Annotated in this window: 21 protein-coding genes and 1 riboswitch; of the genes, 8 read left to right on the top strand and 13 right to left on the bottom strand. The window is 68.7% G+C overall.

Annotation, left to right across the window (positions count from 1 at the left end):
- Window positions 1–56 precede the first annotated feature (56 nt).
- Both AC3ITM_RS01480 and AC3ITM_RS01475 read left to right on the top strand, forming a co-directional pair.
- On the top strand, window positions 57–335 hold the full coding sequence (locus AC3ITM_RS01480) for a hypothetical protein (RefSeq protein ID WP_228884576.1): 279 nt from the start codon (window positions 57–59) through the stop codon (window positions 333–335).
- Window positions 302–1,090, top strand: a complete 789-nt coding sequence (locus AC3ITM_RS01475) for a M90 family metallopeptidase (protein WP_489267866.1) — start codon at window positions 302–304, stop codon at window positions 1,088–1,090. The genes AC3ITM_RS01480 and AC3ITM_RS01475 overlap by 34 nt, the downstream gene beginning before the upstream one ends.
- 139 nt (window positions 1,091–1,229) lie before the next feature.
- On the opposite strand, the gene AC3ITM_RS01470 is transcribed toward AC3ITM_RS01475, so the two are convergent.
- From AC3ITM_RS01470 to AC3ITM_RS01445, 6 genes are all read right to left on the bottom strand, one after another.
- Window positions 1,230–2,648: an ATP-binding protein gene (locus AC3ITM_RS01470; protein WP_228884578.1), complete on the bottom strand. Its 1,419-nt coding sequence runs from the start codon at window positions 2,646–2,648 to the stop codon at window positions 1,230–1,232.
- A gap of 23 nt (window positions 2,649–2,671) precedes the next feature.
- Window positions 2,672–3,355, bottom strand: coding sequence for a response regulator transcription factor (locus AC3ITM_RS01465; protein ID WP_228884579.1), 684 nt, complete (start codon window positions 3,353–3,355; stop codon window positions 2,672–2,674).
- A gap of 75 nt (window positions 3,356–3,430) precedes the next feature.
- The gene (locus AC3ITM_RS01460) at window positions 3,431–3,796 is read right to left on the bottom strand and encodes a hypothetical protein (protein WP_228884580.1); all 366 of its coding nucleotides are present in this window, start codon (window positions 3,794–3,796) and stop codon (window positions 3,431–3,433) included.
- Between the two features lie 212 nt (window positions 3,797–4,008).
- The gene (gene dusA / locus AC3ITM_RS01455; protein ID WP_489267864.1) at window positions 4,009–5,013 is read right to left on the bottom strand and encodes a tRNA dihydrouridine(20/20a) synthase DusA; all 1,005 of its coding nucleotides are present in this window, start codon (window positions 5,011–5,013) and stop codon (window positions 4,009–4,011) included.
- 103 nt (window positions 5,014–5,116) lie between these two features.
- The gene (locus AC3ITM_RS01450) at window positions 5,117–7,489 is read right to left on the bottom strand and encodes a VgrG-related protein (RefSeq protein ID WP_489267862.1); all 2,373 of its coding nucleotides are present in this window, start codon (window positions 7,487–7,489) and stop codon (window positions 5,117–5,119) included.
- A 24-nt stretch (window positions 7,490–7,513) separates the two neighbouring features.
- Window positions 7,514–8,116 carry a lysozyme inhibitor LprI family protein gene (locus AC3ITM_RS01445; protein WP_489267860.1) on the bottom strand — a complete coding sequence of 201 codons (603 nt, stop codon included), beginning with the start codon at window positions 8,114–8,116 and terminating at the stop codon, window positions 7,514–7,516.
- 190 nt (window positions 8,117–8,306) lie between these two features.
- On the opposite strand from AC3ITM_RS01445, the gene AC3ITM_RS01440 reads away from it, so the two are divergent.
- Window positions 8,307–9,263: a cation diffusion facilitator family transporter gene (locus tag AC3ITM_RS01440; RefSeq protein WP_489267858.1), complete on the top strand. Its 957-nt coding sequence runs from the start codon at window positions 8,307–8,309 to the stop codon at window positions 9,261–9,263.
- Between the two features lie 9 nt (window positions 9,264–9,272).
- Here the strand turns inward: AC3ITM_RS01440 and AC3ITM_RS01435 are convergent, their stop codons facing one another.
- Complete coding sequence (locus tag AC3ITM_RS01435; protein ID WP_489267856.1) at window positions 9,273–10,118, bottom strand: AraC family transcriptional regulator; 846 nt, start codon at window positions 10,116–10,118, stop codon at window positions 9,273–9,275.
- 110 nt (window positions 10,119–10,228) lie between these two features.
- On the opposite strand from AC3ITM_RS01435, the gene AC3ITM_RS01430 reads away from it, so the two are divergent.
- A complete protein-coding gene (locus AC3ITM_RS01430; protein ID WP_489267854.1) occupies window positions 10,229–10,654 on the top strand; it encodes an organic hydroperoxide resistance protein in 426 nt (141 codons plus the stop codon).
- A 199-nt stretch (window positions 10,655–10,853) separates the two neighbouring features.
- Here AC3ITM_RS01430 and mmsB read toward each other — a convergent pair whose 3' ends face one another.
- The 5 genes from mmsB to AC3ITM_RS01405 are packed head-to-tail and all read right to left on the bottom strand — an operon-like array spanning window position 10,854 to window position 16,398.
- Complete coding sequence (gene mmsB, locus AC3ITM_RS01425) at window positions 10,854–11,744, bottom strand: 3-hydroxyisobutyrate dehydrogenase (protein WP_489267852.1); 891 nt, start codon at window positions 11,742–11,744, stop codon at window positions 10,854–10,856.
- Window positions 11,741–12,916 (bottom strand): enoyl-CoA hydratase/isomerase family protein, encoded by a 1,176-nt coding sequence (locus tag AC3ITM_RS01420; protein WP_489267850.1) that lies wholly within the window; start codon window positions 12,914–12,916, stop codon window positions 11,741–11,743. Before AC3ITM_RS01420 ends, mmsB begins: the two co-directional genes overlap by 4 nt.
- Window positions 12,913–13,710, bottom strand: a complete 798-nt coding sequence (locus AC3ITM_RS01415) for an enoyl-CoA hydratase (RefSeq protein ID WP_489267849.1) — start codon at window positions 13,708–13,710, stop codon at window positions 12,913–12,915. Before AC3ITM_RS01415 ends, AC3ITM_RS01420 begins: the two co-directional genes overlap by 4 nt.
- Window positions 13,707–14,873 carry an acyl-CoA dehydrogenase family protein gene (locus tag AC3ITM_RS01410; protein WP_489267847.1) on the bottom strand — a complete coding sequence of 389 codons (1,167 nt, stop codon included), beginning with the start codon at window positions 14,871–14,873 and terminating at the stop codon, window positions 13,707–13,709. Before AC3ITM_RS01410 ends, AC3ITM_RS01415 begins: the two co-directional genes overlap by 4 nt.
- 19 nt (window positions 14,874–14,892) lie before the next feature.
- The gene (locus AC3ITM_RS01405) at window positions 14,893–16,398 is read right to left on the bottom strand and encodes a CoA-acylating methylmalonate-semialdehyde dehydrogenase (RefSeq protein WP_489267845.1); all 1,506 of its coding nucleotides are present in this window, start codon (window positions 16,396–16,398) and stop codon (window positions 14,893–14,895) included.
- Window positions 16,399–16,509: 111 nt separating this feature from the next.
- Between AC3ITM_RS01405 and AC3ITM_RS01400 the strand changes: the two genes are divergently transcribed.
- A complete protein-coding gene (locus AC3ITM_RS01400; protein ID WP_489267843.1) occupies window positions 16,510–17,880 on the top strand; it encodes a helix-turn-helix domain-containing protein in 1,371 nt (456 codons plus the stop codon).
- Window positions 17,881–17,883: 3 nt separating this feature from the next.
- Here the strand turns inward: AC3ITM_RS01400 and AC3ITM_RS01395 are convergent, their stop codons facing one another.
- Window positions 17,884–19,773, bottom strand: a complete 1,890-nt coding sequence (locus AC3ITM_RS01395) for an RpoH suppressor (RefSeq protein ID WP_489267841.1) — start codon at window positions 19,771–19,773, stop codon at window positions 17,884–17,886.
- A 368-nt stretch (window positions 19,774–20,141) separates the two neighbouring features.
- Window positions 20,142–20,375, top strand: a riboswitch (cobalamin riboswitch).
- 213 nt (window positions 20,376–20,588) lie between these two features.
- Between AC3ITM_RS01395 and metE the strand changes: the two genes are divergently transcribed.
- The 3 genes from metE (at window position 20,589) to pncA (ending at window position 24,318) form a co-directional block, all read left to right on the top strand.
- Entirely contained in the window at window positions 20,589–22,883 is a 2,295-nt protein-coding gene (metE, locus tag AC3ITM_RS01390; RefSeq protein ID WP_489267839.1) for a 5-methyltetrahydropteroyltriglutamate--homocysteine S-methyltransferase, read from the top strand.
- Window positions 22,884–22,953: 70 nt separating this feature from the next.
- Window positions 22,954–23,634 carry an epoxyqueuosine reductase QueH gene (locus AC3ITM_RS01385; protein ID WP_489267837.1) on the top strand — a complete coding sequence of 227 codons (681 nt, stop codon included), beginning with the start codon at window positions 22,954–22,956 and terminating at the stop codon, window positions 23,632–23,634.
- A 57-nt stretch (window positions 23,635–23,691) separates the two neighbouring features.
- Window positions 23,692–24,318 (top strand): bifunctional nicotinamidase/pyrazinamidase, encoded by a 627-nt coding sequence (gene pncA / locus AC3ITM_RS01380; RefSeq protein WP_489267835.1) that lies wholly within the window; start codon window positions 23,692–23,694, stop codon window positions 24,316–24,318.
- The last annotated feature ends 165 nt before the right edge of the window (window positions 24,319–24,483 follow it).

Below are 24,483 nucleotides of genomic sequence, written 5' to 3'. Positions count from 1 at the left end.
GCAGCCGCTGAATCGGGCTAGAATCGAGGACTGTCCCGTTCCTACGGATGTCGACGATGCGCCCGTTCGCCCCTTGCCTGATCCTGCTGATGGCCCCCATGGCCGCGCATGCTTCCGATGCGCTGACCAGTTCGGGGCGGGGTGGCTGTGTGTATTCGCCGACCGACAACGAACGTACTCCCCCCGCATCGGCGGCCCCGGCGGCGCGCGCGCCGGCCACGGCCAAGCCGGCAGCCAGCGGCGGTACCAGCAGCGGCGGCGGCGGTGATGACGATGTGCTGCCGCGCCTGCGCGCCCCGAAATGGCACAGTTTCCTGCCCGGCATGTTCCGCTGATCGAACGCATGTGGGGTTGGTTGCGGCGCACGCCGCGCACGATTGATCCGGTGTTGTGGCAGCAGGCCTGCCAGCGCGGCCCGTGGTTGCAGGCACTGGATGCGCCGCGGCGCGAGCGCCTGGCCGCGCTGAGCGCGCGCTTCCTGCACGAAAAAACCATCAGCCCGGTCGGCGGCCTGCAGCTGGACCAGGCCGATGGCGTGCTGCTGGCGGCGTTGTGCTGCCTGCCGCTGCTGGAACTGGGCGAGATCGGCCTGCGCGGCTGGTCGCAGCTGATCGTCTACCCCGATGCGTTCCGGGTGCAGCGCAGCCATGTCGATGCCGCCGGCGTGCTGCATGAGTGGGACGACGAGCTGATCGGCGAATCCTGGGACAGCGGCCCGTTGATCCTGTCCTGGGCCGATATCCAGGCCGACATCGCCGACCCGCATGCCGGCTATTGCGTGGCGGTGCATGAGATGGCGCACAAGATCGACGCGCTGGACGGGGCGATCGACGGCACCCCGCCGCTGCCGCGAACCTGGCAGAAGCAATGGGCCGCCGATTTCCAGGCGGCCTACGATGGATTCTGCGCACAGGTGGATGCCGGCCGGCCGACACGCCTCGACCCGTATGCGGCCGAGGCGCCGGAGGAGTTCTTCGCGGTGGCCACCGAATACCATTTCTCCGCACCGGACCTGCTCGAGCAGGAACTGCCGACGGTGGCCGCGCATCTGCGCCGGTTCTATGGGGCTCCGCCGGGGTTGGTCGGATAGCGCGTGTACCGACCAACGGTCGGTACCTACCGGGTAGATGGGGTCGATGACCGGCGGTTGGATGGCGGCGACATCCGGCGGGTCGATGACGTCGGCGCCTGGCGGGTAGGCATCGACCGTTGGTCGATGCGCGCGGTGGTCACGGCCCCGGCGGCAGCTGCACTTCGAAGCGCGCCCCGCCCAGCTCGGGCGAACGCTTGACCTGCAGTTCGCCGCGGTAGTCCTTGATCAGGTCCTGCACGATCGACAGGCCGATGCCGTGGCCCTGTACGCGCTCATCGCCGCGCACACCGCGCTGCAGCACCTTGGCGATGTCCTCCGGGGCGATGCCCGGGCCATCGTCGTCCACCGACAGCACCAGCCCGGGGCGGCGCGCGCCCGGCGCCGGCAGCGGCCTGGCGGTAAGCAGCACGCGCCGGTTGGCCCACTTGAAGGCGTTCTCCAGCAGGTTGCCGAGCAGTTCCTGCAGGTCGCCGGGCTCGCCATGGAAGCGCGCGGCGGCATCGATGTCGAACTCGCACAGCACGCCCTTGCCGGCGTAGACCTTTTCCAGCCCGCGCACGATTTCCTCGGCATTGGACTCGATCGGCAACGGCGCCGAGAACAGCTTGTGGCCCGACGAGGCCGCGCGCGCCAGCTGGTAGGACACCAGGTTGTTCATGCGCCGCAGTTGCACGTCGAATTCCTCGCGCAGGTCCTGGTCGTGCGCGCCGCTGTCGAGCTGGGTGCGCAGCACCGCCAGCGGAGTCTTCAGGCTGTGCGCCAGGTCGGCCAGGGTGTTGCGCTGGCGCTCCAGGTTCTCGCGCTCGCTTTCGATGAAGGCATTGATGCTGTCGGTCAGCGGTTCCAGCTCGCGCGGATGGCGCTCGCTCATGCGCTCGGTTTCACCGCGCTGGACCTTGGTCAACTCGGTGATCACCCGCCGCATCGGGCGCAGGCTCCACTGCAGGATCACGGTCTGCAGCATCAGCAGGATCAGGCCGGCGCCGCCCATCCAGAACCAGACCCGGCCGCGGAACACGCGCAGCTGCGCGCCCAGCGCGCGCGAGTCTTCCATCACGTAGATGGTGTACGGGAATTCGGTGGCCGGGTCGGCGTCGGCGTCCCACACCAGGCCCCAACCGTAGCGGTAGACCGCCCCTGGGCTGCCATCGATCTGGATCATCGGCAACGGGCCTTCGAACACTTCCTGGCGTGGGGCCAGCAGCCCGGCGGTAGGCAGCATCGGGCCCTCGGCAGACAACGAATTGCCCTTGCCCTCCGGCATCACCACCTGCAGGTACAGGCCACTGCCTGGCGTGTCGAAACGCGGATCCGGCGGCTGCTCGCGGATGTACAGCGAGCGGTCGCGGGTGAAGTCGATCCCGGCCGCATAGGCGCGGGCGTAGTTCTTCAGGCGTTCCTGCAGGTTGGCGCGCGCGGTATCGGCAAAGGCCGCATCCAGCGCATAGCCTGCGATCGCCAGGAACGCCACCAGGCCCACCGAGGCGGCCAGCAACTGGCGCGCCTGCAGCGAGCGCGGCCGCCAGCGTTTAAAGAACCACAGACGGCCTGACATCATTCAATCGCCGGTTTAGCGGCTCAGCCCTCGTTGCGCGGGATCGCGAACCGATAGCCGCGGCCACGCACGGTTTCGATCGGCTTGAGTTCGCCGTCGGCATCGAGCTTCTTGCGCAGGCGGCCGATGAACACTTCCAGCACGTTGGAGTCGCGGTCGAAATCCTGCTGGTAGATGTGCTCGGTGAGATCGGCCTTGGAGACCAGTTCACCGGCATGCATCATCAGGTATTCGAGCACTTTGTACTCGTAGCTGGTGAGGTCCACGTTGCTGCCGGCGACGCTGACCGTCTGCGCGGCCAGATCCAGCGCGACCGGGCCGCATTCCAGGGTCGGCTTGCTCCAGCCGGCGGCACGGCGCAGCAGCGCATTGACGCGGGCCAGCAGCTCTTCGACATGGAACGGCTTGACCAGGTAGTCGTCGGCGCCCTGCTTGAGGCCCTCGACCTTGTCCTGCCAGCTTGAGCGGGCAGTGAGGATCAGCACCGGGAATTTCTTGCCCTCGTCGCGCAGCGCCTTGATCAGCTCCATGCCCGACATCTTGGGCAGGCCCAGATCGATGATGCCGACGTCGAACGGCACTTCGCGGCCCATGTACAGACCTTCCTCACCGTCCTGCGCGGCATCGACGGCAAAGCCTTCGCGCTTGAGCCGGGCTGCCAGTGTTTCCCGCAGCGGGGCTTCGTCTTCGACCAGAAGGATACGCATGAACTCTCCCTAGTTTCCTGGGTATGGCCGGGGCCAGTGGGTGACAAACAGATGACTGCGGACAACTATCCCCGTTCAGGGGTTATCGCCGCGTAGTGATGACATATCCGAACGCGGGGGGCGGGGCTGTGAACGCGATGGCGCGGCGTCGTCCATGTAGCGGACCCGGCCCCGGTCGTCCATGTACTTGACCCGATTGATGTCGCGCCCGTCGAACGGCACCCGCTCGGCGCCCAGGATGTGGCCGCCGGTGGTGCGCTGGACGCGGCGCACCGCATCGGACAGCGAACGCTCCTGCGGGGCACCGCGCGCGGCCCGGACCATCTCGGCACGGGCCGGCTCCGGCGGTTCCTGCGCCGCGACACTGCCGATGGCGGCAGCGGCGCCCGTCGCCAGCAGGGCGAGGACGACAACATGGCGGTGGCAGGTCACGGAGAACATCGGTCTGATCCTAGCGGAGCGCGGCAAAACGTTCAAAATGTGTGAATCGACAACTGCCCGCCGAGGCCGGCACTTTACGAATCTTTAGCGAATTCTTGGTTTTACGCAGTGAATCCGGTCTGAACTTTTCCGCCTGCCTCCCGATGCCGTTCATCTAAGTGAACATTGGCGGCTATAGCGTGCTGCTTGTCAAGTCAGCAGGGTGATGCCGTTCACGCTGCGACCCGTTCGGCCTGGGCGCGGGTCACCGCCAGCGCCTGCTCGATCAGGGTCCAGTCGGCCCCTGCGCGGTGCGCGCCCTCGCTGAGCACCTGGCGGAACGCGCGGCCGCCGGGCTGGCCGTGGAACAGGCCCAGCAGGTGGCGGGTGATGTGTTTCAGCGCCAGGCCGCGGCCGAGCTGCTCGTCGATGTAGGGGCGCATGGCGCGCAGCAAGGCCTCGCGCGGCAGCAGCGCCGCGCCGGTCTGGGCGGCCTCCAGCCGGTGCAGCAGGTAGGGGTCGTGGTAGGCCGCCCGGCCCAGCATCACCCCATCCAGCGCCGGCAGCTGCGCCTGGGCGGCCTCGACCGTGACCAGGCCGCCATTGAGCACGACCTGCAGCTGCGGGCGATCGGCCTTGAGCTGGCGAGCCCACTCGTAGCGCAGCGGCGGCACCTCGCGGTTTTCCTTCGGCGACAGCCCCTTCAACCAGGCGTTGCGGGCGTGCACGATGAACATCGCACTGCCGGCGTTGGCCGATTGATCGACGAAGTTCAGGAAGTTTTCGTAGCTGTTGTCTTCATCCACGCCCAGCCGGCACTTCACTGTGACCGGGATCTCAACCGCCCCGACCATGGCCGCCACGCACTCGGCCACCAGGGCCGGTTCGCGCATCAGGCAGGCACCGAAGCGCCCGGCCTGGACCCGGTCGGAGGGGCAGCCGCAGTTGAGGTTGACCTCGTCATAGCCCCAGTCCTGGGCGATCCGCGCGGCCTGCGCGAGCAGGGCCGGGTCGCTGCCGCCCAGCTGCAGGGCCAGCGGCTGTTCGCTGCGATCAAAACCCAGCAGGCGCTCGCGGTCGCCCTGGATCACCGCATTGGCGTGCACCATCTCGGTATACAGCCGCGCACCCGGTGCCAGCAGCCGGTGGAAGTACCGGCAATGGCGGTCGGTCCAGTCCATCATCGGGGCGACGGACAGGCGCAGGGAGGCGGTGTAACGGGCGGCGGCGGACGTCATCGGGCAGCAGATCGCGGAAGACTGGCATTGCCAGTGAGATCAATAGTTTACACCCGCCGTCTGAACGGAGCAGCGGGCGGGGCCAATCGCCCCGCCCGTGCGCTCACAGCCCGCGCGCCCGGGCCTGCTCCTGTTCCTGCGCCTGCGGATTGAACTGCTTGTCCAGATCCTGCAGCTGGCGGCTGCTGGCCTCCAGCGATTGCGACAGCGCCTGGTTGCGGTCGACGAAGATGCGCTGCGAGGCCGGGTCGTTCACCGCGCCCTGCACCGCGAACAGGCCGCTGCCATCGGGCCGGGCGACCACGTTGTCGATCTGGCGCATGCCGGCCACCTTGCTTTCGTAGGCAAGCTGGCCGGCGGCGCGCTCGGTCTGTTCGGGGGTGGCGAACAACGGCGCCAGGCCGCCGTGCGCGCGCTGCTGTTCCAGCGCCTGCAGTTTCTCCAGGGCCTGGCCGAAGCGGGCGTGCTCGGGATGGGCGGGGTCGCGCATGCTGGGCGCCGTGGCCGGCAGCGGTGGTGCCGGCTCGGTACGTGCCGGCGCGGCGGGCTGGGCCCTCGCTGCCGCCGGGTCGTCGGCGCGCGCCAGGGTCCTGCCGCCGGCCTTGCCATCCACCTCCAGGCCGTTGTTGGCCTGGAACTGCCGGACCGCGGCCACGGTGTCCCTGCCGTAGATGCCATCGGCAGCCAGCGGCCTGCCATCGGGCGCCTGGTAGCCCAGTGCCGACAGTTTTCCCTGCAGCGCCCTGACCTGGTCACCGCGCTCGCCCTGGATCAGCACGCCATCGGACATCGGCGTCTGCGGCCCCTGCGCGTTGACCCGGCCACCCAGGGTGATGCGGTCGTTGAGCACGTCGCCCAGGTAGCGGCGGAACTGCTCCGGCTCCAGTTCGATATGCGCATGTACCGCACCGGGCGTACCGGCGTCGGACTGGCGGATCAGCGGTGCGCCGTATTCGACGAAATCGCCGGTCTTGTACGGCGTGGTGGCGCGGGCGCCGTGCAGCACCTGGCCGACCAGTTCCCGCTGTGGATCGCCGGCTGGATGGCTCCAGATGCTGATGGAGTTCCACTGGTCCGCGTTGACCTGGACGTAGCCGGCCACCGGGTTGGGAATCATCACCCGGCGGGCGCCGTCCGGGTCGGTCAGGATCAGGTCCTTGTGGACCAGTGGAATGCCGTTGCGGTCGCCGCGTTCGCGGACGGTCTCCAGGCTGCCTTCGACCATCTGCGAGGGCCGGTCGGCCTTGCTGGCATCGCCGGTGCGCTCGGCCTCGCGGTTGGTGTTGGGGTGATGGATCTTCAGGTCGCGGTAGGCCTGCTCACCCGAGATGCCATGGGCGATGACCCGGTTGGAGGTGTGGTTGCCGAACGGCTCCACCAGGGTGATGCGTTCGCCACCGGGTGCGGCCGCTGCAGCGGCGGCGGCGACCGGGGCCTGCGCGGTGCCACCCGGCCCGCGGGCCGTTGGCGCCGCTGCCGCCGGTTGTACGGCCGCCGGCTGGCGCGCCACCGTGTCCAGCGCCGCCAGGGTATCGCTGCCGGCCTTGCCGTCCACCGTCAGCCCCTGCGCCCGCTGGAACTCACGTACCGCGTGTTCGGTGTTCTGGCCAAAGTGCCTGTCGGCGGCCAACGGCTGGCCCTCCCTGCCGGTATAGCCGGCCGCGATCAATTTGGCCTGCAGCGCGCCGACTTCTTCGCCGCGCTCGCCGGCCACCAGCATGCCGTCGGCCATCGGCGCAGCGCCGGGCCGGCGTGCCGATCGCTGCGGTGCCGGTTCGCCGAACGCCTGCTGGTAATCCTGGCCCTGGTAGCGCTGCGGGTCGCGGTTGACCTGGTCATAGCGCGCCAGCGCGACCAGGTCGCCCTTCTCGTCGAGGGCGCGGTCGCGCAGCGCATCCCATTGCGTCGGCGAACTCTGGAAATGCCGCTGCACGTTGGCGTGCTTGTAATCCTGCACGGCGCGCACGATCTGCTCGTCGCTCAGGCCGGCCAGGCTGTAGTTCTCCCCGTAGGCCTCGGCCAGCCCCTTCTGGAATACCGAACGGGTGAGTCCGCGGTACTGCACCGAGGTGCTCCACAGCGCGTCCTGTACGGCCGGGCCGCGGCCGGAAAGGTCCACGCCGGCGTCCTTGAGGCGACCGAGCTGGACGTCGTAGTACTTGTGCTGGATGAAGTCGTGCTGGTCCCGGGCAAAGCCGGCAGGGTCGGCCGCGGCCACTTCCTTCCAGCGTTCGGTGAAGGCCGGCGTCCCGGGCTGCAGCCCGGCGAACTGGCTGCCGTAGCGCGAACGGGCGACATACTCGGCCGCGCCGCCCACGTTGGTGGCGTACTGGTAGCTGCCGTACGACACGCCACCATGATCGCCCCGCCCGGTGGAGACGTGGCCGGGGCCGCGGTCGCCGGTTTCGTAATGCGCCGAGGTCTGGCCGCGGTGCCAGCTGTCCATCTTCTGTCTTGCCTGGGTGACCACATCCATTGCCGACGCTCCTTTGCAGGGAGGCTACTTCGAGGAAAGGGCCTGCAACTGGTCGGCCCGGTTGGCGGTGCGGTTGATCCGGCACGACTGCGCATCCAGCATCTGGCCCTGGCCTTCCTCTTCCGGGTTCCAGCTGCAGTAGCGGTCGGTGTCGTCCATATAGGCGGCCTGCTCGTCCATCAGCGCATCCTTGGCCTTGCCATCGGGGCCGGCCACGATCTTGGCGAAGGCGGTGCGCAGGCGGCCCTGCTGATAGGCGAACTCTTCATCGCCGCAGGCCTGCAGGGCCGGGGTGACGCCGCCGGTGGCACTCACGCAGGCGCTGTACTCCGGGCGCAGCGTGGCGTTGCGGTAGGAATCATCGGGGAGCGGCGCCGGCAGGTCGGCGTCGGCCGTGGCGGCATCTGCATCGGCGCTGGTGGTGGCGGGCGCGGCCGGCACGGTTGCGGCAGCGGGCGCCGCCGTGGCGGCAGGCGCTACCGGTGCGGTGGTGCCGGCCTGGGTGGCCGGCGCTGCCTCCGGTGCCTGGCAGGCGGCCAGGGCCAGGCTCAGGGCCAGGACTGCCCAGCCGCGGCCCGGGCCGGCCAGGGTGCGGTGGAATGCCGACGGTCCGTTGGTTGCTTGCATTGCTCGCTTCTCCTTGCCGGTGGCCAGCATCGCCGGCCCCATTGTCACTGTCGTATGTCCATTCTGCGCAGCGGATCGTTACGCAACCGCGATGCCAGGGCCAGTATCGGCGTCGATCCGGGCCGGCAGCGGCCGCCCCCTGCCGGCGCTGCCGGGCCACAATAGGCCTCCCGCCCGCTTCGGCCACCCCATGCGCAGTACCCGGCCCGCCCGTTTCGACCCCACCACCGAACAAGGCGTCCTGCGCCTGTCGATCGCCGCTTCGCTGGCGATGGCCGCCGCGGCGGTGGGGTTCGGTTTGCTGGCCAATTCGTCGCTGATCATCTTCGATGGCATCTACGGCCTGATCGATGTGGTGATGACCTGGCTGTCGCTGCTGGTGGTGCGGCTGATCAGCCAGTCCACCCAGGTGGAGGCGCTGCAGTCGCGCTTGAACCAGCGCTTCACCATGGGCTTCTGGCACCTGGAGCCGATCGTGCTGGGGGTCAGTGGCAGCCTGATGATCGGCGCGGCGCTGTATGCCGGGGTCAACGCGGTGGACGCGCTGATGTCCGGCGGGCGCCAGATCGCGTTGGGGCCTGCGATCGTGTTCGCGGCGCTGTCGATCGTCGCCGAAACCGGGCTGGCGCTGTTCGTGCGCCACGCCAACCGCGCGATCGGTTCGGAATTCATCGCGCTGGATGCGAAGAACTGGGTGGTGGCCGCCAGCATGTCGGCCGCCTACCTGGTCGCCTTCGTCGGCGGCTGGGCGCTGGGCGGTACGGCCTGGGCGTGGCTGGTGCCATACATCGATCCGGCGATCCTGCTGCTGGTGTGCCTGTTCGTGGTGGTCGCCCCGCTCGGTACCGTGCGCCAGGCGTTGTCGGACATCCTGCTGATCACCCCGGCGGACCTGCAGGCACACGTGGATGCGGTGGCGCGCGAGATCGTGGCCAAACACGGTTTCCTCGAATACCGCAGCTACGTGGCCAAGGTCGGGCGTGGCGAACAGATCGAGCTGTTCTTCGTGGTGCGCGCCGATGACCGGCCACGCGCGCTGCTCGAATGGGACCGCCTGCGCGATGAGATCGGCCAGGCGCTGGGCGAGGAGTCGACCGACCGCTGGCTGACCATCATGTTCACCACGGATCGGGAGTGGGCGATCTGAGCGTCCCGCTCAGGACGCGGCCGCCACTGCCGTGCCTGCCGCCTGCTTCCACTGCCGCGGCGACTGCCCGGTCTGCGCCTTGAACGCGCGCGACAGCGCGGCCTCGCTGCCGTAGCCGACGTCGATGGCGATGCGCTTGAGCGGGTGGCCGCGGCGCAGCGCCTGCTGCACCAGGCGGGTGCGCCAGCCCTGCAGGTAGTGGCCGGGGGTGCTGCCGATGGTGTCGCGGAAACTGTCGGCAAACGCGCTGCGCGACATGCCGGCGCGCTGGGCCAGCGACTCCAGGGTCCACTCGTCGGCCGGGGCCTCGTGCATGGCCACCAGCGCGTGGCGCAGGCGCGGATGGGCCATGCCGGCGAGCAGGCCGACCCGGATCTGGCCGCTTTCCATCAGCGCGCGCAGGATCTGGATCAGCACCACTTCGAACAATCGGTCGAGCAGGGCCTGGCGGCCGCAGCGCTGTGCGAAGGCTTCCTCGAACAGCAGCGACAGCACCGGCTGGCCACCGGGCAGGGTGTCCAGCGGCAGGCAGACCACCGGTGGCAACGCGGCGGCAACCGGGTTGTTGCCCGCGCCTTCGAACTGCAGGTGGGCGCAGGCGAAGTCGGCGCCGCGCTGCGGGTCGGTGACGAAGCGATGGGCCAGCGGGCGCGGGTACAGCAGCACACTGGGCCGGGTGATCTCCAGCACCTGGCCGTCGGCGTGTTCAACGCGGACCTGGCCGGCGCCGATCAGGTGCAGCTGGCCGCGCTCGCCATCGGCGGCCAGATCGTTGATGCCGCACAGCGGCCCGGCATGGAAGACCTCCGCGGTGACCGCGAAACGGCCCAGCAGGGCTTGGAGACGATCGACCATTTCAGACTCTTGATCAAGTTTGATAGACGAAATGTAACCCAAAGCCGCGCCGGACAGGTCAAAGTACACCTGCCATCTGGCCCACCCCTTTCACTCCGCAGGAGACTCCCATGTCCATCGAAAAGGTTCTGTACACCGCCACTGCCACCGCCACCGGCGGCCGTGAAGGCCACGCCACCTCCTCCGACAAGGTGCTGGACGTGCAGCTGTCCACCCCGCGCGAGCTGGGCGGTGCCGGCGGCCCGGGCACCAACCCCGAACAGCTGTTCGCCGCCGGCTACTCGGCCTGCTTCCTGGGCGCGCTGAAGTTCGTGGCCGGCCAGGCCAAGGTCGCGCTGCCGGCCGAGACGACGATCACCGGCAAGGTCGGCATCGGCCAGATCCCGACCGGGTTCGGCATCGAAGTGGCGCTGGAGATCAGCGTGCCGGGCCTGCCGCGCGAGCAGGTCGAAGAACTGGTGCAGAAGGCGCACATCGTGTGCCCGTACTCCAACGCCACCCGTGGCAACATCGATGTGACGTTGACGGTTGCCTGATGCGGCAGCCGTGCCGACCAACGGTCGGCACCTACCGGTAACAAAAAAAATGGGCGGCTGCCTGGCTTGGCCGCCTGGCAACCGCCCATCCCACCGCGGTGGATCCCCGGGCCGGTGCCCAGGGATGCGTCTGGTTTACCCGGTGCAACGACCAACGGTCGTTGCCTACCGGTGGGCAACCGCTGTGCGATTGCCGCCCTTAATTGTCGTGCGTGATCAACTGCACCACGCTGGAGAAATCCAGCTTGCCGCGACCGGCCTGGTGGTTCATCGAATACAGGTTGCGCGCCAGTTCGCCCAGCGGGATCGAAGCGCCCACGCTCATCGCCGCCTCCACCGCCAGGCCCATGTCCTTGAGCATCAGGTCGCTGCCGAAACCGCCGCTGTAGCCGCGCGAGGCCGGGGCATTTTCCAGCACGCCCGGCCACGGGTTGCACACTTCGGTGGCCCAGCTGCGGCCGGTGCTGACCGCCATCATCTGCGACAGCACTTTCGGGTCCAGCCCGTGCGCCACGCCCAGCGCGATCGCTTCGCCGGTGACGGCCATGATCACGCCCAGCGCCATGTTGTTGCACAACTTGGCCACCTGGCCGGCACCGCTGGCGCCGACATGGAAGATGTTCTTGCCCATCGCCTGCAACAGCGGGCGGGCGCGTTCGAGCGCGTCGGCTTCGCCGCCGACGATGAAAGTCAGGGTACCGGCCTGGGCACCGGCGGTGCCGCCGGAGACCGGTGCATCGAGCATCTGCAGGCCGCGCGCGGCCGCCGCTTCGGATACCTTGCGTGCGGTGGCCGGGGCAATGGTGCTGCAGTCGATCACCAGCGCGCCGCCGGGAATGTCGGCCAGCAGGCCGTCATCGCCCAGGTAGACGCCTTCGACGTGGCGGCTGGCCGGCAGCATCGAAATGACGATCTCGGCGTCGGTCAGAGTATCCACTGCCGAGGTGGCAGCGGTCGCGCCGGCATCGACGGCGGCCTGCACGGCGGCAGGCACCAGATCGAACACGCGGACGGCGTGGCCGGCCTTGGCCAGGTTGGCGGCCATCGGGCCACCCATGTTGCCCAACCCGATGAATGCAATACGGCTCATGCGTGGCTCCTTTCAGGGACGGTGGCACCGAGGTCGGCGAGCGGATGCGCGGCGTCGGACCAGGGCGATACGAAGAAGGTCTGGGCCCACTGCGCGGTGGCCTCGGCCAGCGTGCGCGGCTGCCACTGTGGGTTGCGGTCCTTGTCGATCAGCAGCGCGCGGATGCCTTCGGCGAAATCGCCATGGGCCGCCGCGTGGAGCGCTGCGATGTATTCGATGCGATAGACCTGCGCCAACGAGGCACCCTCGGCCAGGCGCTGCAGCTCGAACGCGAGCCGCGCCGACCCCGGCGCACCGGCAGCAAGCGTGGTTTTCGCGTTGGTCAGCCAGGCGTCGTCCGTCTCCAGGGCAAGGATCGCATCGACGATCGCGCCGAGGTCGTCGCCGGCGCACAGCGCATCAACGGCGGCGGCATTGCGCAGCAACGGGCCGGTTGCCGCGTCGCTGGCGTGCTGCTGCAGCAGCGCGGTCAGTTGTTCGTGGTTGCGCTTGGCCTCGCGGCTCCAGTGCACGTCCGCCAGGGCGTTGAACACGGCCTGGCGCTGCGCCTCGGCGATATGGATGTCGGCCAGGCCGGCATAGATCGCATCGCCGGCATTGAGCGGGGCGCCGGTCAGGGCCAGGAACAGGCCGCCCTTGCCGGGCACGCGCGGCAGCAGCCAGCTGCCGCCCACATCGGGGAACAGGCCGACGGTGATCTCGGGGAACGCCAGCTTGGAACGCTCACTGACCACACGGTGGCTGGCGCCGGACATCAGACCGATGCCACCGCCCATGACGATGCCATGGCCCCAGCACAGGATCGGCTTGGGATAGGTGTGGATGGCGTAGTCGACGCGGTATTCCACATCGAAGAATTCGGCGGCGTAGGCGTTGTCGCGGATGTCGGCCTTCTGACCGTCGCGATAGTCGACCATGCTGCGGTACAGGCTGTGCAGGTCGCCGCCGGCGCAGAAGGCTTTTTCGCCCGCGCCCTGCAGCACCACCAGCGCGATGCCGTCATCGTTGGCCCAGGCGTCCAGCCGCGCGCGCAGCAGATGCGCCATCGGCAGCGAAAACCCGTTGAGGGTGCGCGCTGCGTTGAGCGTGGCGATGCCGATGCGCGTGCCGTTGCCGGCCTGGCGCTCTTCGAACAGCACCGGCGCCTCGTCGTTGGCGGCGGCGGTACTCATGCGTTCTTCCACTGTGCAGCGCGCTTTTCCAGGAAGGCGTTCACGCCCTCGGCCTGGTCGGCGCTGTCGAACAGATCGACGAAGGCCTCGCGCTCGGCGACCAGGGCAGCGGCGTGGGTGCCGCTGCGGGTGGCCTGCACCAGGGTCTTGCAGGCGGCGATGCTGGTCGGGCTCTGCTTGCCGGCCTTGTGCGCCCATGCCAGTGCCAGGGCCTTGGCTTCACCCTTCCCAACCTTCTCTTCGACCAGGCCGATACGCAGCGCGGTGTCCGCATCGATGCGCTCGCCGAGCAGGATCATGCGCTTGGCCCAGCCTTCGCCGACCAGGCGCTGCAGGTTCTGGGTACCGCCGGCGCACGGCAGCAGGCCGACGGTGGCCTCCGGCAGCGCCACCTGGGCGTGTTCTTCGATGATGCGCAGGTCGCAGGCCAGCGCGCACTCCAGGCCACCGCCCATCGCGTAGCCGTTGATCGCCGCGATGGAGACGCCGCGGAAGCCGGACAGCGCTTCAAAGGCCTCACCGAAGCGACGCGCAGCGATGCGTGCGGCCGCCTTGTCGCCGGACGCGAACTGCTTGAGGTCGGCGCCGGCCGAGAAGAACTTCTCGCCGTCGCCGGTGATCACCAGCGCGTAGATATCTCGGTCTGCGTTGAGCGTGCCGACCAGGTCGCGCAGCGCCGACAGGCTGTGCACGGTCCAGGTATGCGCCGGCGGGTTGTTGAGGGTGATGACCGCAACGTGGCCGTCGGCCTCGACCTTCAGGCCGACATGATCATGCTGGCGCCAATCCATCATCGCAGTTCCTCTTCGGTGTTGAGCAGGTGGCGGGCCACGATCACCCGCATGATTTCGTTGGTGCCTTCCAGGATCTGGTGTACGCGCGAATCGCGCAGCAGGCGTTCGATCGGGTATTCGCGGATGTAGCCGTAGCCGCCGTGGATCTGCAGGGCCTCGTTGCAGATGGTGAACCCGGCGTCGGTGGCGAAGCGCTTGGCCATCGCGCACCACACGTTGGCATCGCCGGCGCCGGCGTCGAGCTTGCGCGCGGCGGTGTGCACCATCAGCCGGGCGGCGACCAGCTGGGTGGCCATGTCGGCCAGCTTGAACTGCAGCGCCTGGAACTCGGCCAGCGCCTTGCCGAACTGGCGGCGCTCGCCCATGTAACGGCGTGCGGCATCCAGCGCGCCCTGGGCCGCCCCCAGCGAGCAGGCGGCGATGTTGATGCGGCCGCCGTCCAGGCCCTTCATGGCCAGCTTGAAGCCGCCGCCTTCCTCGCCGAGCAGATGGCTGACCGGCACGCGCACGTTTTCGAAGGTGATGCCGCGGGTGGGCTGGCTGTTCCAGCCCATCTTCTCTTCCTTGCGCCCGTAGCTGATGCCGGGCAGGTCGGCCGGCACCGCGATCGCGCTGATCCCGCCCGCGCCGGCACCGCCGGTGCGGGCCATCACCACCAGCAGTTCGGTGGCACCGGCGCCGGAGATGAAGGCCTTGGAGCCGTTGAGCACGTAATGGTCGCCGTCGCGCACCGCGCTGGTCTTCAGCGAGGCCGCATCCGAGCCGGCACCCGGCTCGGTCAGGCAGTACGAGGCCAGCTTGGTGCCGGCGGCAAGGTCTGCGCCCCACTCGGCACGCAGGCTCTCCTGGCCCCACTTGGCCACCATCCACGAGGCCATGTTGTGGATGCTGACATAGGCCGCCGTGGACGGATCCACATTGGCGAGTTCCTCGATGACGACGGCGGCGTCCAGACGGCTCAGCCCGCTGCCGCCAACTTCCGGGTCCATGTACAGGCCACAGAACCCCAGTTCCCCGGCCTTGGCGATCGCCTCGCGCGGAAAGATGCCCTCCGCATCCCATCGCGCGGCGTGCGGCGCCAGTTCGGCCTGGGCGAAGTCGCGCGCAGCCTCTCTATAGGCCTGCTGTGCTTCTTCCAGTTCCGTCGTCATCGAGTGGCTCATGGTCGAACTCCGTTGTTGCTTACTTCAGGCTGATGGTGGTGTTGACGCCATGACCCAGCGTCTCGTCATCGAACCAGCGCGAGGTGATCGTCTTGGTCTGGGTGTAGAACATCACCACCTGCTTGCCGTACGGGCCCAGGTCGCCGAGCTTGGAAGCGCGCGAACCGGTGAAGGAGAACAGCGGCACCGGCACCGGGATCGGCACGTTGATGCCGACCTGGCCGACGTCGATGTCTTCCTGGAACTTGCGCGCGGCCGCGCCGGACTGGGTGAACAGCGCGGTGCCGTTGCCATTGGGGTTGGCGTTGATCAGTTCGATGGCGTCTTCCAGCGTGTCCGCTTCCAGGATCACCAGCACCGGCCCGAAGATTTCTTCGTCGTACACGCGCATGCCCGGCTTCACGCCGGCGAAGATGGTCGGGCCGACGAAGTTGCCCTTCTCGAAACCATCGACCTGCGGGTTGCGGCCGTCCAGCACCAGCTTGGCACCCTGCTCCACGCCCGAGGCGATCAGGCCCTCGACACGCTCACGCGCGGCGCAGGAGATCACCGGCCCGACATCGGTCCCGGCGACGCTGCCACCGCTGACCTTGAGCGTCTTGGCCTTGGCCACCAGGTCCGGCACCCACTGGCGCGCTTCGCCGACCAGCACCAGGGTGGAGGCGGCCATGCAGCGCTGGCCGGCCGCGCCGAAGGCGGCACCGACCATCGCGTTGAGGCTCTGTTCCTTGTTGGCGTCAGGCAGCACCACGGCATGGTTCTTGGCGCCCATCATGCACTGCACGCGCTTGCCGGCCAGCGAGGCGCGGTTGTACACATGCGTGCCGACGCGGGTGGAACCCACGAAGGAAACCGCCTTGATATCCGGGTGGTCGCAGATCGCGTTGACCACGTCTTCGCCACCGTGGACGACATTCAGCACGCCCTTGGGGATGCCGGCTTCCAGCGCCAGTTCGACCAGGCGCATGGTCACCATCGGGTCCTGTTCGGACGGCTTGAGGATGAAGGTGTTGCCGGTGGCGATGGCCATCGGGAACATCCACAGCGGAATCATCGCCGGGAAGTTGAACGGGGTGATGCCCGCGCAGACGCCCAGCGGCTGCAGCAGGGTATAGGTGTCCACGCCGTTGGCCACGTTGTTGGCCAGCTCACCGAGCTGCAGGTTGCCGATCGCCGCAGCGTGCTCGACCACTTCCAGGCCGCGGAACACATCGCCTTCGGCATCCGGCACGGTCTTGCCCTGCTCGGCGCTGAGGATGTGGGCCAGCTCGCTCATGTGCTCGCGGATCAGCTGCTGGTACTTCAGGAAGATGCGCGCGCGGGTACCGATGGGGGTCTTGCGCCAGGTCTTGAAGGCTTCCTTGGCCGCAGCCACGGCGGCGTCGACTTCGCTAGGGGTGGCGAACGGGACCTGGGCCAGGACGTCCTGGGTGGCCGGATTGACCACGTTCTGCCAATGCGAGCTGGCCGATTCGATGAACTGGCCATCGATCAACATGCGGATACGGGGCGCTGCAACAGTCATGGGAATCCCGGCGGGTACGAAAGTTGTTCGCATTATTCACACTGCCAACCTCGATTTCCGGGCTGTATGCGCTTAATCTGGCCAACGCCCGCAACGATTCTTGTGAATTTTGTGAACGAAGCCAGCCCCCACCGCCAACTTGGCCTGCGCCTGCTCAAACTGCGCGAGCAGCGCGGCTATGGCCAGGCTCAACTGGCGCGGGCGCTGGGTCTGTCGGCCAGCTACCTGAACCAGATCGAGCGTAACAAGCGCCCCCTGACCCCGGCGGTGCAGGCGCGGTTGCGCGAGGTATTGGGCGACGTTTCAGGGCTGTTCGACGTGGATGAGCCCGCGGCGCTGCAGGAAGCGCTGGGCGAGACCCTGCGCGACCTGGGCCTGGCCGAGGTCAGCAGCACCGAACTGCGTGCCATGGCCGGCAACCTGCCGCAGGTCAGCCGCGCCCTGCTGGACCTGCACCGCCGCCACCTGATGCTGCGCGAGCACGCCGCCGCGCTGGAATTCCAGCTGGGCGACGTGCATGCCGGGCAGGCGCTGCCGGCCGGCGACCAGGTGCGCGACTTCTTCAACCGCATGCACAACCACATCCCCGAACTGGACGACCTGGCCGAGCAGCTGTTCGGCGAATGGGGGCTGGTGGCCGGGCACGTGGCGCCGCGCCTGCGCCAATTGCTGGCCGACCGCCATGGCGTGCTGGTGGAAGTGGCACCGCTGCAGGCCGGGCGCGAAAAGCGCGTGTACGACGGCGGCAGCCGCACACTGTGGCTGCCCGACTACCTGGAGCCGGGCCAGCAGGCGTTCCAGATGGCCGCCGAGCTGGCCCTGCTGGGCTATGCGGCGCAGATCGATGCGGTGATCGCGCGCGCCGGCTTCGGCCAGGCCGAGCAGATCGCCCAGGCGCGGATCGGCATGTCCAACTATTTCGCCGGTGCGCTGGTGATGCCGTATGCGCAGTTCCTGCGCGCGGCCGAGCACAGTGCCTACGACATCGATGCGCTGGCGCACCGGTTCGGGGTGGGCTTCGAGGCGGTCTGCCATCGCCTGAGCACGCTGGCGCGGCGCAGTGCGCCGGGGCTGCCGTTCTTCTTCATCCGGGTGGACCGCGCCGGCAACGTATCCAAACGCCACTCGGCCACCGATTTCCACTTCTCGCAGGTGGGCGGCTCCTGCCCGCTGTGGATCGTCTACGAGGCCTTCAACCAGCCCGGGCGGGTGCTGACCCAGACCGCGCGGATGCCCGATGGCCGTCGCCATTTCTGGCTGGCGCGGCAGGTCAGCAGCGGGCCGGTCGGGCATGGCCAGCCGCGCAAGACCTTCGCCGTCGCGCTGGGCTGCGACCTGCAACACGCCGAACGCCTGATCTATTCGCGCGGGCTGGACATCCAGAGCCCCGGCAACTCGGTGTCGATCGGCCCGGGCTGCCGGGTCTGCCCACGCGAGGACTGTATGCAGCGCGCGTTCCCGCAGTTGCCCGGACGCGGGTAATCCTCAGTAAATCGGGGTGACCTTCATCTGCGGCAGCGGGCGCGGTGCACCGTCGGTGAGGTCCGGGCCGAGGTCTTCCCAGGCCTGGCCCTGCTCGACCATCAGCCGCCACAGCTGCTGCGATGCACGGCGCTTCTCTTCCGAACTCAACCGGTACGAGGGTGCCGGCGGTTGTCCGCTGGCCACGCTCTGGTACGCATCGGCCCAGGCCGCCACCCGCTGCGCGGGATCATCGGTGCGCGCGATTTCCAGCGTGTAGCGCTGGTAGGCCGAGGCCAGGTTGCGCCAGCGGATCCAGAAGTGGTTCTGGAAGGAAAAATCGCAGAAGCGCTCGCCGGCCAGGCTGCCCTTGGCGGCGATGCGGCCGAGCACCTCCTGCGGCATGTCCAGGTTCATGCCGCCCTCGTCGCCCTGCAGCGACACGTGCACGATGCGGTCACGGTAGCCGGGCGCGCGCGCCTGCAGCACATCGCGCCAGTTCTGCATGGTCGACACGATCGAAAACAGGAAGCCGGACATTTCCGCTGCCGCCAGCGGCCGGGCGATGGACTGGTAGCTGCGCTGCCAGCCCTGGCGGTTTTCGGTGGGCAGGAACACCGCGTGGTCGATCTGCGCCTGGGCCGTGCCTTCAGCCAGCATGCTGACCGCATCGGCGTGGCGCGGGTAGACCAGGTTGATGCCGAAGGTGGGCCAGCGCGGCAGCGCCGCATCGAACAGGTGGATCGGGAAGTTGCTGCTGATACCGCCATCGGAGAACCAGCACACCCGGAACGCGGTGATCACCGGGCTGCGGTCCTGCCCGCCGCTGGTCAGCCCTTCCATGCTGTCGGCGACGTTGCTGTTGTCGCGCGGCGGGGCGGTGTCGGCCTGCGGCTCGCAGCGGCGTTCGCGGCGCGCCGGTTCGTGCAACGGCACCGCGCTGATCAGCAGCGGAAAGCTCAGGCTCATGCGGGTAGCCACCAGCACCGGCAGCTGTTCGCCATCGACCAGGCGGTAATAGGTGCGCCCGTCAACCTGCTCGGGCGCACCGGCATGCGCCACCAGCCAGTCGACCACGCTGGCCGGGAACAGCTGCGCGAACTCTTCGCGTACGAACCAGAAATGCGCCGCGCTGAATGGCAACGTGCGCGGCTCGGTGTGCGACACGCAGGTGGTGATCATCTGCAGGCTGATCGCCTGCGCGCCAATCGGTTCACCGTCATAACGCGGCGCGTGGTGCAGGTCGCCGAAGGTCAACGGCTGGTCCAACGGCATGCCGGCCAGTGCCTGCAGGCGGGCATGCAGCCAGTCGGTGAGGGCCGGGGTGCTGCTGTCGGCCTGGGTGGCGCCGCTGCACAGGCCCAGCAGGTTGCGCCGCGCCACCCGTGCCACGCGCAGCGCCGACGCCAGCACGCCGGCTCCATAGGCACACAGCAGCGACGGCAGCAGCGTGGCCCAGATGCCATCGCTGCCCGCGGCCAGCCAACCGATGCCCAGCAGCACCAGCAACGATGCCAGCAGTTCCAGCGGCGCGATGGCGAACACCGCCGCCAGCAGGCAGGCGGCCTTGCGCGGCAGGCTGGACTTGCCGGTCAGCATCACCAGCAGCCGGTAGGCGGTGCGCGCGCCGTGCGCCGGCTGGAACAGGCGGTAGATGAAACCCCGCGTGGACAGTTGCGCCGACACGGCGGCCAGGCCGGGGAAACCGACCTCGTCGGCCACCACCTCGCCGGCGTGGCGGCGGCGGTCGCCCAGCGCGGCCGCCGCCGCCACCGCTGCGGCGATGGCGCCGGCCGAGGTGCCGCCGATGTTCTTGAAGCGGTACTGGCGGGCCAGCGACAGCACCGCATTGGGATACACGATGCCGCTGGTGATGCCGCCTTTCATGACCAGATCGCAGTACTTGTCCGCCACGCTGCCCTCCTCGCCGCCGCCTGCGCGCGGCCGATCCGCACGCGCCCCGTGCCGGTACCGGACGCGGCCGGCACCCGGATGGGCTGATAGCGACAGTATCCCCCGAGGCCTTCTCAGGGCCTGAGAAGTGCGGCACGGAACGGCTTTTCCGGTTCGGCCGCGCCGACTGCCGGACCCGACACATCCGGAACGGACCAGCCACATCCAGCCCGGCAGATCGCCACCTGGCCGGCAGCGGTCCGCCTCAAACACCAGGCCGGTCCCCGGCTGCAGCGGGTCAATCCCCCCTGGCGATGCCATAGCGCCACCTGGCGCCAGCGAGGATTCCCGCCAGCGCCCTTCCCCCTTGACCATCGGCCGCCTTCGGCCTAACGTGTGCTCGCCGAAGGTATCCATCGCTTCATGCAGATGAAGGGATGGGTTTAAACGGGAATCCGGTGAAGGCGCCTCGCGCGCCCATTCCGGAGCTGCCCCGCAGCGGTGAATGGAAACGAATCCTGCCAACAGCACTGGGCACCATCGCCTGGGAAGCGGCAGGTACTAGGTGGGCGCCCGCGCCCGTGTCCATCAGCCCGAATACCGGCCCCGGCCGGGGGACATGACCGTCCCCTGATTCGACCTGGAACGTCCGCGGGGAGGTTGCCGGGGCCTGCCGCCATGCCGTCCGCGTGGCGCTGCCCCCGTGCGTCCGCTTCGTGGCATCCGGTTCGCCCGCGGGGGCGAAGGTCGCTGGCGGGGCGGACACGGCAGCAATGGCGTGGCCGGCGCGCGGTTCCTTCGTTCCTCAATGCCGCTATGCAATGAGGACACGTTCCATGACCACTGTTACCAACCTGGGGTTTCCCCGCATCGGCGCCAAGCGCGAACTCAAGCGCGCACTGGAAGCCTTCTGGGCCGGAGAGAGCAGCGCAGCGTCGCTGCAGGACACCGCCCGCGGCCTGCGCGCACGCCACTGGACGCTGCAGCGCGAGGCCGGCGTCGATGTGCCGCCGAGCAACGACTTCAGTTTCTACGACCAGGTGCTGGACACCGCCTTCCTGGTCGATGCGATCCCGGCCCGCTACCGCGTCCTGGCCGATGCCGACCCGTTGGCCGGCTACTTCGCGCTGGCCCGGGGTGTGCAGCGCGACGGCTATGACCTGCACGCGCTGGAAATGACCAAGTGGTTCGACACCAACTACCACTATCTGGTGCCCGAACTGCAGGCCGGCCAGGGCTTCGCGCTGCGTGGCGACAAACCGCTGGCCGAATACCGCGAAGCAAAAGCGCTGGGCATCGAAACGCGACCGGTGCTGTTGGGCCCGGTGAGCTTCCTGCTGCTGTCCAAGACCGTGGACGGCAGCCCCGCGCTGGACCTGCTGGATGCGCTGCTGCCGGTCTATGCGCAGCTGCTGGGCAGCCTGAAGGAGGCCGGCGCCCAGTGGGTGCAGCTGGATGAGCCGGTGCTGGTGCAGGACCTGGATGCGGCCGCACGCGCCGCGTTCGCGCATGCCTATGCGGTGCTGTCCGGCGTGCCGCGCCCGAAGGTGTTGCTGGCCACCTATTTCGGCGCACTGGAGGACAACCTGGGGCTTGCCGCCGCGCTGCCGGTGGAAGGCCTGCACGTGGACCTGGTCCGCGCACCCGAGCAGCTGGACGCCGTGCTCAAGGTTCTGCCGGCCGACCGCGTGCTCTCGGCCGGCCTGGTCAACGGCCGCAACATCTGGCGCACCCACCTGGACAACGCGCTGGTGCTGGCCCGTTACGCGCACGGCCACCTCGGCGACCGCCTGTGGCTGGCACCGTCGTGTTCGCTGCTGCACAGCCCGGTCGACCTCGACCTGGAAACCAGGCTGGATGGCGAGCTGCGCGGCTGGATGGCGTTCTCGAAGCAGAAGTTGCAGGAACTGCGCCTGCTGGCCGACGCGCTGGACGCCAAGCCGCAGGCCGAAGCCGGGCTGGCCGAATCGCGCGCACGCATCGAATCGCGCCGGCAGTCGCCGCGCGTGCACAAACCGGCCGTGGCCGCCCGCCTGGCTGGCTTGACCCCGGCCGATGCACAGCGCCACAGCCGCTACCCCCAGCGCCACCTCGCCCAGGCCGGTGCATTGAAGCTGCCGCGCTTCCCCACCACCACCATCGGCTCGTTCCCGCAGACGCTGGAGGTGCGCGAGGCGCGTGCCCGCCACAAGTCCGGCAAGCTCTCCGACGCCGACTACGACGCGTTCCTGGCCACCCAGACCGAACACTGCGTGCGCGTGCAGGAGCAGATCGGGCTGGACGTGCTGGTACACGGCGAATTCGAACGCAACGACATGGTCGAGTACTTCGGCGAGCAGCTCGATGGCTTTGCCTTCACCAAGAATGGGTGGGTGCAGAGCTACGGCTCGCGCTGCGTCAAACCGCCGGTGATCTTCGGCGATGTGACCCGGCCACGGCCGATGACGGTGCGCTGGTCGCAGTACGCCCAGTCGCTGACCGACCGCCCGATGAAGGGCATGCTGACCGGCCCGGTGACGGTGCTGCAGTGGTCGTTCGTGCGCGATGACCAGTCGCGCGCCGATACCTGCCGGCAGATCGCGCTGGCCCTGCGCGATGAGGTACTGGACCTGGAAGCGGCCGGCATCGGCGTGATCCAGATCGACGAGCCGGCCATCCGCGAAGGCCTGCCGTTGCGCCGCGCGCAGTGGCGCGATTACCTGGACTGGGCGGTCGAAGCGTTCCGGATCAGTGCCAGCGGCGTGCGCGATGCGACCCAGATCCATACCCACATGTGCTATTCCGAGTTCAACGACATCATCCACTCGGTGGCGGCGATGGATGCCGATGTGATCTCCATCGAAACCTCGCGCTCGCGCATGGAATTGCTGGATGCGTTCGTGCGCTTCCAGTACCCCAACGAGATCGGCCCGGGCGTGTACGACATCCACTCCCCGCGCGTACCGGACAAGGAGGAAATGCTGGCGCTGCTGCGCAAGGCCGCGCAGGTGCTGCGCCCGGAGCAGATCTGGGTCAACCCCGATTGCGGGCTCAAGACCCGCGGCTGGAAGGAGACCCGCGCGGCGCTGGAGGCGCTGGTGGCGGCTGCACGCCAGCTGCGCGAGGAAACCGCCGACGCCAACGCGGCCTGACCCGCCTTCCGTAGATGGCCCCAAGGACCGTACCGCCGCCGTTGCCGGCGGTGCGGTCGACGAGAGATGCATGCCACACCTGACACCGATCGACCGCCCCACCCTGTCCCTGCCCGACGGCCACACCCGGCTGCTGCTGCATTCGTGCTGCGCGCCGTGCTCGGGCGAAGTGATGGAGGCCATCACCGCCTCGGGCATCGACTACACGATCTTCTTCTACAACCCCAACATCCATCCGGCGAAGGAGTACGAACTGCGCAAGCAGGAGAACATCCGTTTCGCCGAGAAGCATGGCGTGCCGTTCGTGGACGCCGACTACGACACCGACAACTGGTTCGCCCGCGCCCGCGGCATGGAGAACGAACCCGAGCGCGGCATCCGCTGCACGATGTGTTTCGACATGCGCTTCGTGCGTACCGCCCTGTATGCGCACGAGCACGGTTTTGCGGTGATCAGCAGTTCGCTGGGCATTTCGCGCTGGAAGGACATGAACCAGATCAACGACTGCGGCCACCGCGCCGCCGCGCATTACCCCGGCATCCAGTACTGGGACTACAACTGGCGCAAGGGCGGCGGGGCGGCGCGCATGGTGGAGATCAGCAAGCGCGAGCAGTTCTACCAGCAGGAGTACTGCGGCTGCGTGTACTCGCTGCGCGATGCCAACCGCCACCGCCGCGACACCGGCCGCGAGCGGATCAGGATCGGCCTGCTGTATTACGGGCAGGACAACGGCGCGCCCACGGGCGATTGACGTACGCGCGGGGCGCCGCCACGCTGGTCGCCCCTGTTCTGTCGCGTTGGACCTGCCATGACCGCCCTGCCTGCCGATGTGGCCCTGCTGGTGATCGACCTGCAGCCGGACTTCATGCCCGGCGGCGCCCTGGCCTGCGAGCACGGCGATGCGCTGGTGGCACCGATTGCCGCGCTGCTGGCGCAGCGCCGCTACCGCACGGTGGTGGCCACCCAGGACTGGCACCCGGCCGACCACGCCTCCTTTGCCAGCCAGCATCCGGGCCACCTGCCGTTCGAGGCGATCCTGCTGCATGCCCAGCCGCAGACGCTGTGGCCGGACCACTGCGTGCAGGGCAGCGCCGGTGCGGCGCTGCACGCCGGCGTGGACTGGGCCGTGGCCGACCTGATCCTGCGCAAGGGCAGCCGCCGCGAGGTGGACTCCTACAGCGCCTTCCGCGAGAACCATGGCCCCGACGGCAGCCGCCCGGCCACCGGCCTGGCCGGTTGGCTGCACGAACGCGGCATCCGCGAGGTGCATGTGTGCGGGTTGGCGCGCGACTACTGCGTGCTGTGGAGCGCGCAGGACGCGGCGAAGGCCGGGTTCCGGGTCAAGTTCCTGTGGGAGCTGACCCGGCCGGTCACCGGGGCCAACGATGGCATGGTGCGCCAGGCGCTGGCCAAGGCGAAGATTGCGATCCTCTGACCGCATGCCGCGATCACGGTAGTGCCGGCCGCTGGCCGGCTCCCGATATCGTCTGGGATGTGCGAGGAGCCGGTCAGCGGCGTACCGACCAACGGTCGGTACCTACCGCCTGTGACGTAGCCACCAATCAAGCGCCGTACCCACCAACGGTGGGTGCCTACCCGC

The organism is Stenotrophomonas sp. KH_029, from assembly GCF_057839765.1.
This window is presented reverse-complemented; position numbering and strand designations above follow the sequence as displayed.

Coding starts and splice junctions, on each gene's coding strand:
- AC3ITM_RS01480 (WP_228884576.1), top strand. CDS start 57: ATGCGCCCGTTCGCCCCTTGCCTGATCCTGCTGATGGCCCCCATGGCC.
- AC3ITM_RS01475 (WP_489267866.1), top strand. CDS start 302: ATGGCACAGTTTCCTGCCCGGCATGTTCCGCTGATCGAACGCATGTGG.
- AC3ITM_RS01470 (WP_228884578.1), bottom strand. CDS start 2,648: ATGTCAGGCCGTCTGTGGTTCTTTAAACGCTGGCGGCCGCGCTCGCTG.
- AC3ITM_RS01465 (WP_228884579.1), bottom strand. CDS start 3,355: ATGCGTATCCTTCTGGTCGAAGACGAAGCCCCGCTGCGGGAAACACTG.
- AC3ITM_RS01460 (WP_228884580.1), bottom strand. CDS start 3,796: ATGTTCTCCGTGACCTGCCACCGCCATGTTGTCGTCCTCGCCCTGCTG.
- dusA (WP_489267864.1), bottom strand. CDS start 5,013: ATGACGTCCGCCGCCGCCCGTTACACCGCCTCCCTGCGCCTGTCCGTC.
- AC3ITM_RS01450 (WP_489267862.1), bottom strand. CDS start 7,489: ATGGATGTGGTCACCCAGGCAAGACAGAAGATGGACAGCTGGCACCGC.
- AC3ITM_RS01445 (WP_489267860.1), bottom strand. CDS start 8,116: ATGCAAGCAACCAACGGACCGTCGGCATTCCACCGCACCCTGGCCGGC.
- AC3ITM_RS01440 (WP_489267858.1), top strand. CDS start 8,307: ATGCGCAGTACCCGGCCCGCCCGTTTCGACCCCACCACCGAACAAGGC.
- AC3ITM_RS01435 (WP_489267856.1), bottom strand. CDS start 10,118: ATGGTCGATCGTCTCCAAGCCCTGCTGGGCCGTTTCGCGGTCACCGCG.
- AC3ITM_RS01430 (WP_489267854.1), top strand. CDS start 10,229: ATGTCCATCGAAAAGGTTCTGTACACCGCCACTGCCACCGCCACCGGC.
- mmsB (WP_489267852.1), bottom strand. CDS start 11,744: ATGAGCCGTATTGCATTCATCGGGTTGGGCAACATGGGTGGCCCGATG.
- AC3ITM_RS01420 (WP_489267850.1), bottom strand. CDS start 12,916: ATGAGTACCGCCGCCGCCAACGACGAGGCGCCGGTGCTGTTCGAAGAG.
- AC3ITM_RS01415 (WP_489267849.1), bottom strand. CDS start 13,710: ATGATGGATTGGCGCCAGCATGATCATGTCGGCCTGAAGGTCGAGGCC.
- AC3ITM_RS01410 (WP_489267847.1), bottom strand. CDS start 14,873: ATGAGCCACTCGATGACGACGGAACTGGAAGAAGCACAGCAGGCCTAT.
- AC3ITM_RS01405 (WP_489267845.1), bottom strand. CDS start 16,398: ATGACTGTTGCAGCGCCCCGTATCCGCATGTTGATCGATGGCCAGTTC.
- metE (WP_489267839.1), top strand. CDS start 20,589: ATGACCACTGTTACCAACCTGGGGTTTCCCCGCATCGGCGCCAAGCGC.
- AC3ITM_RS01385 (WP_489267837.1), top strand. CDS start 22,954: ATGCCACACCTGACACCGATCGACCGCCCCACCCTGTCCCTGCCCGAC.
- pncA (WP_489267835.1), top strand. CDS start 23,692: ATGACCGCCCTGCCTGCCGATGTGGCCCTGCTGGTGATCGACCTGCAG.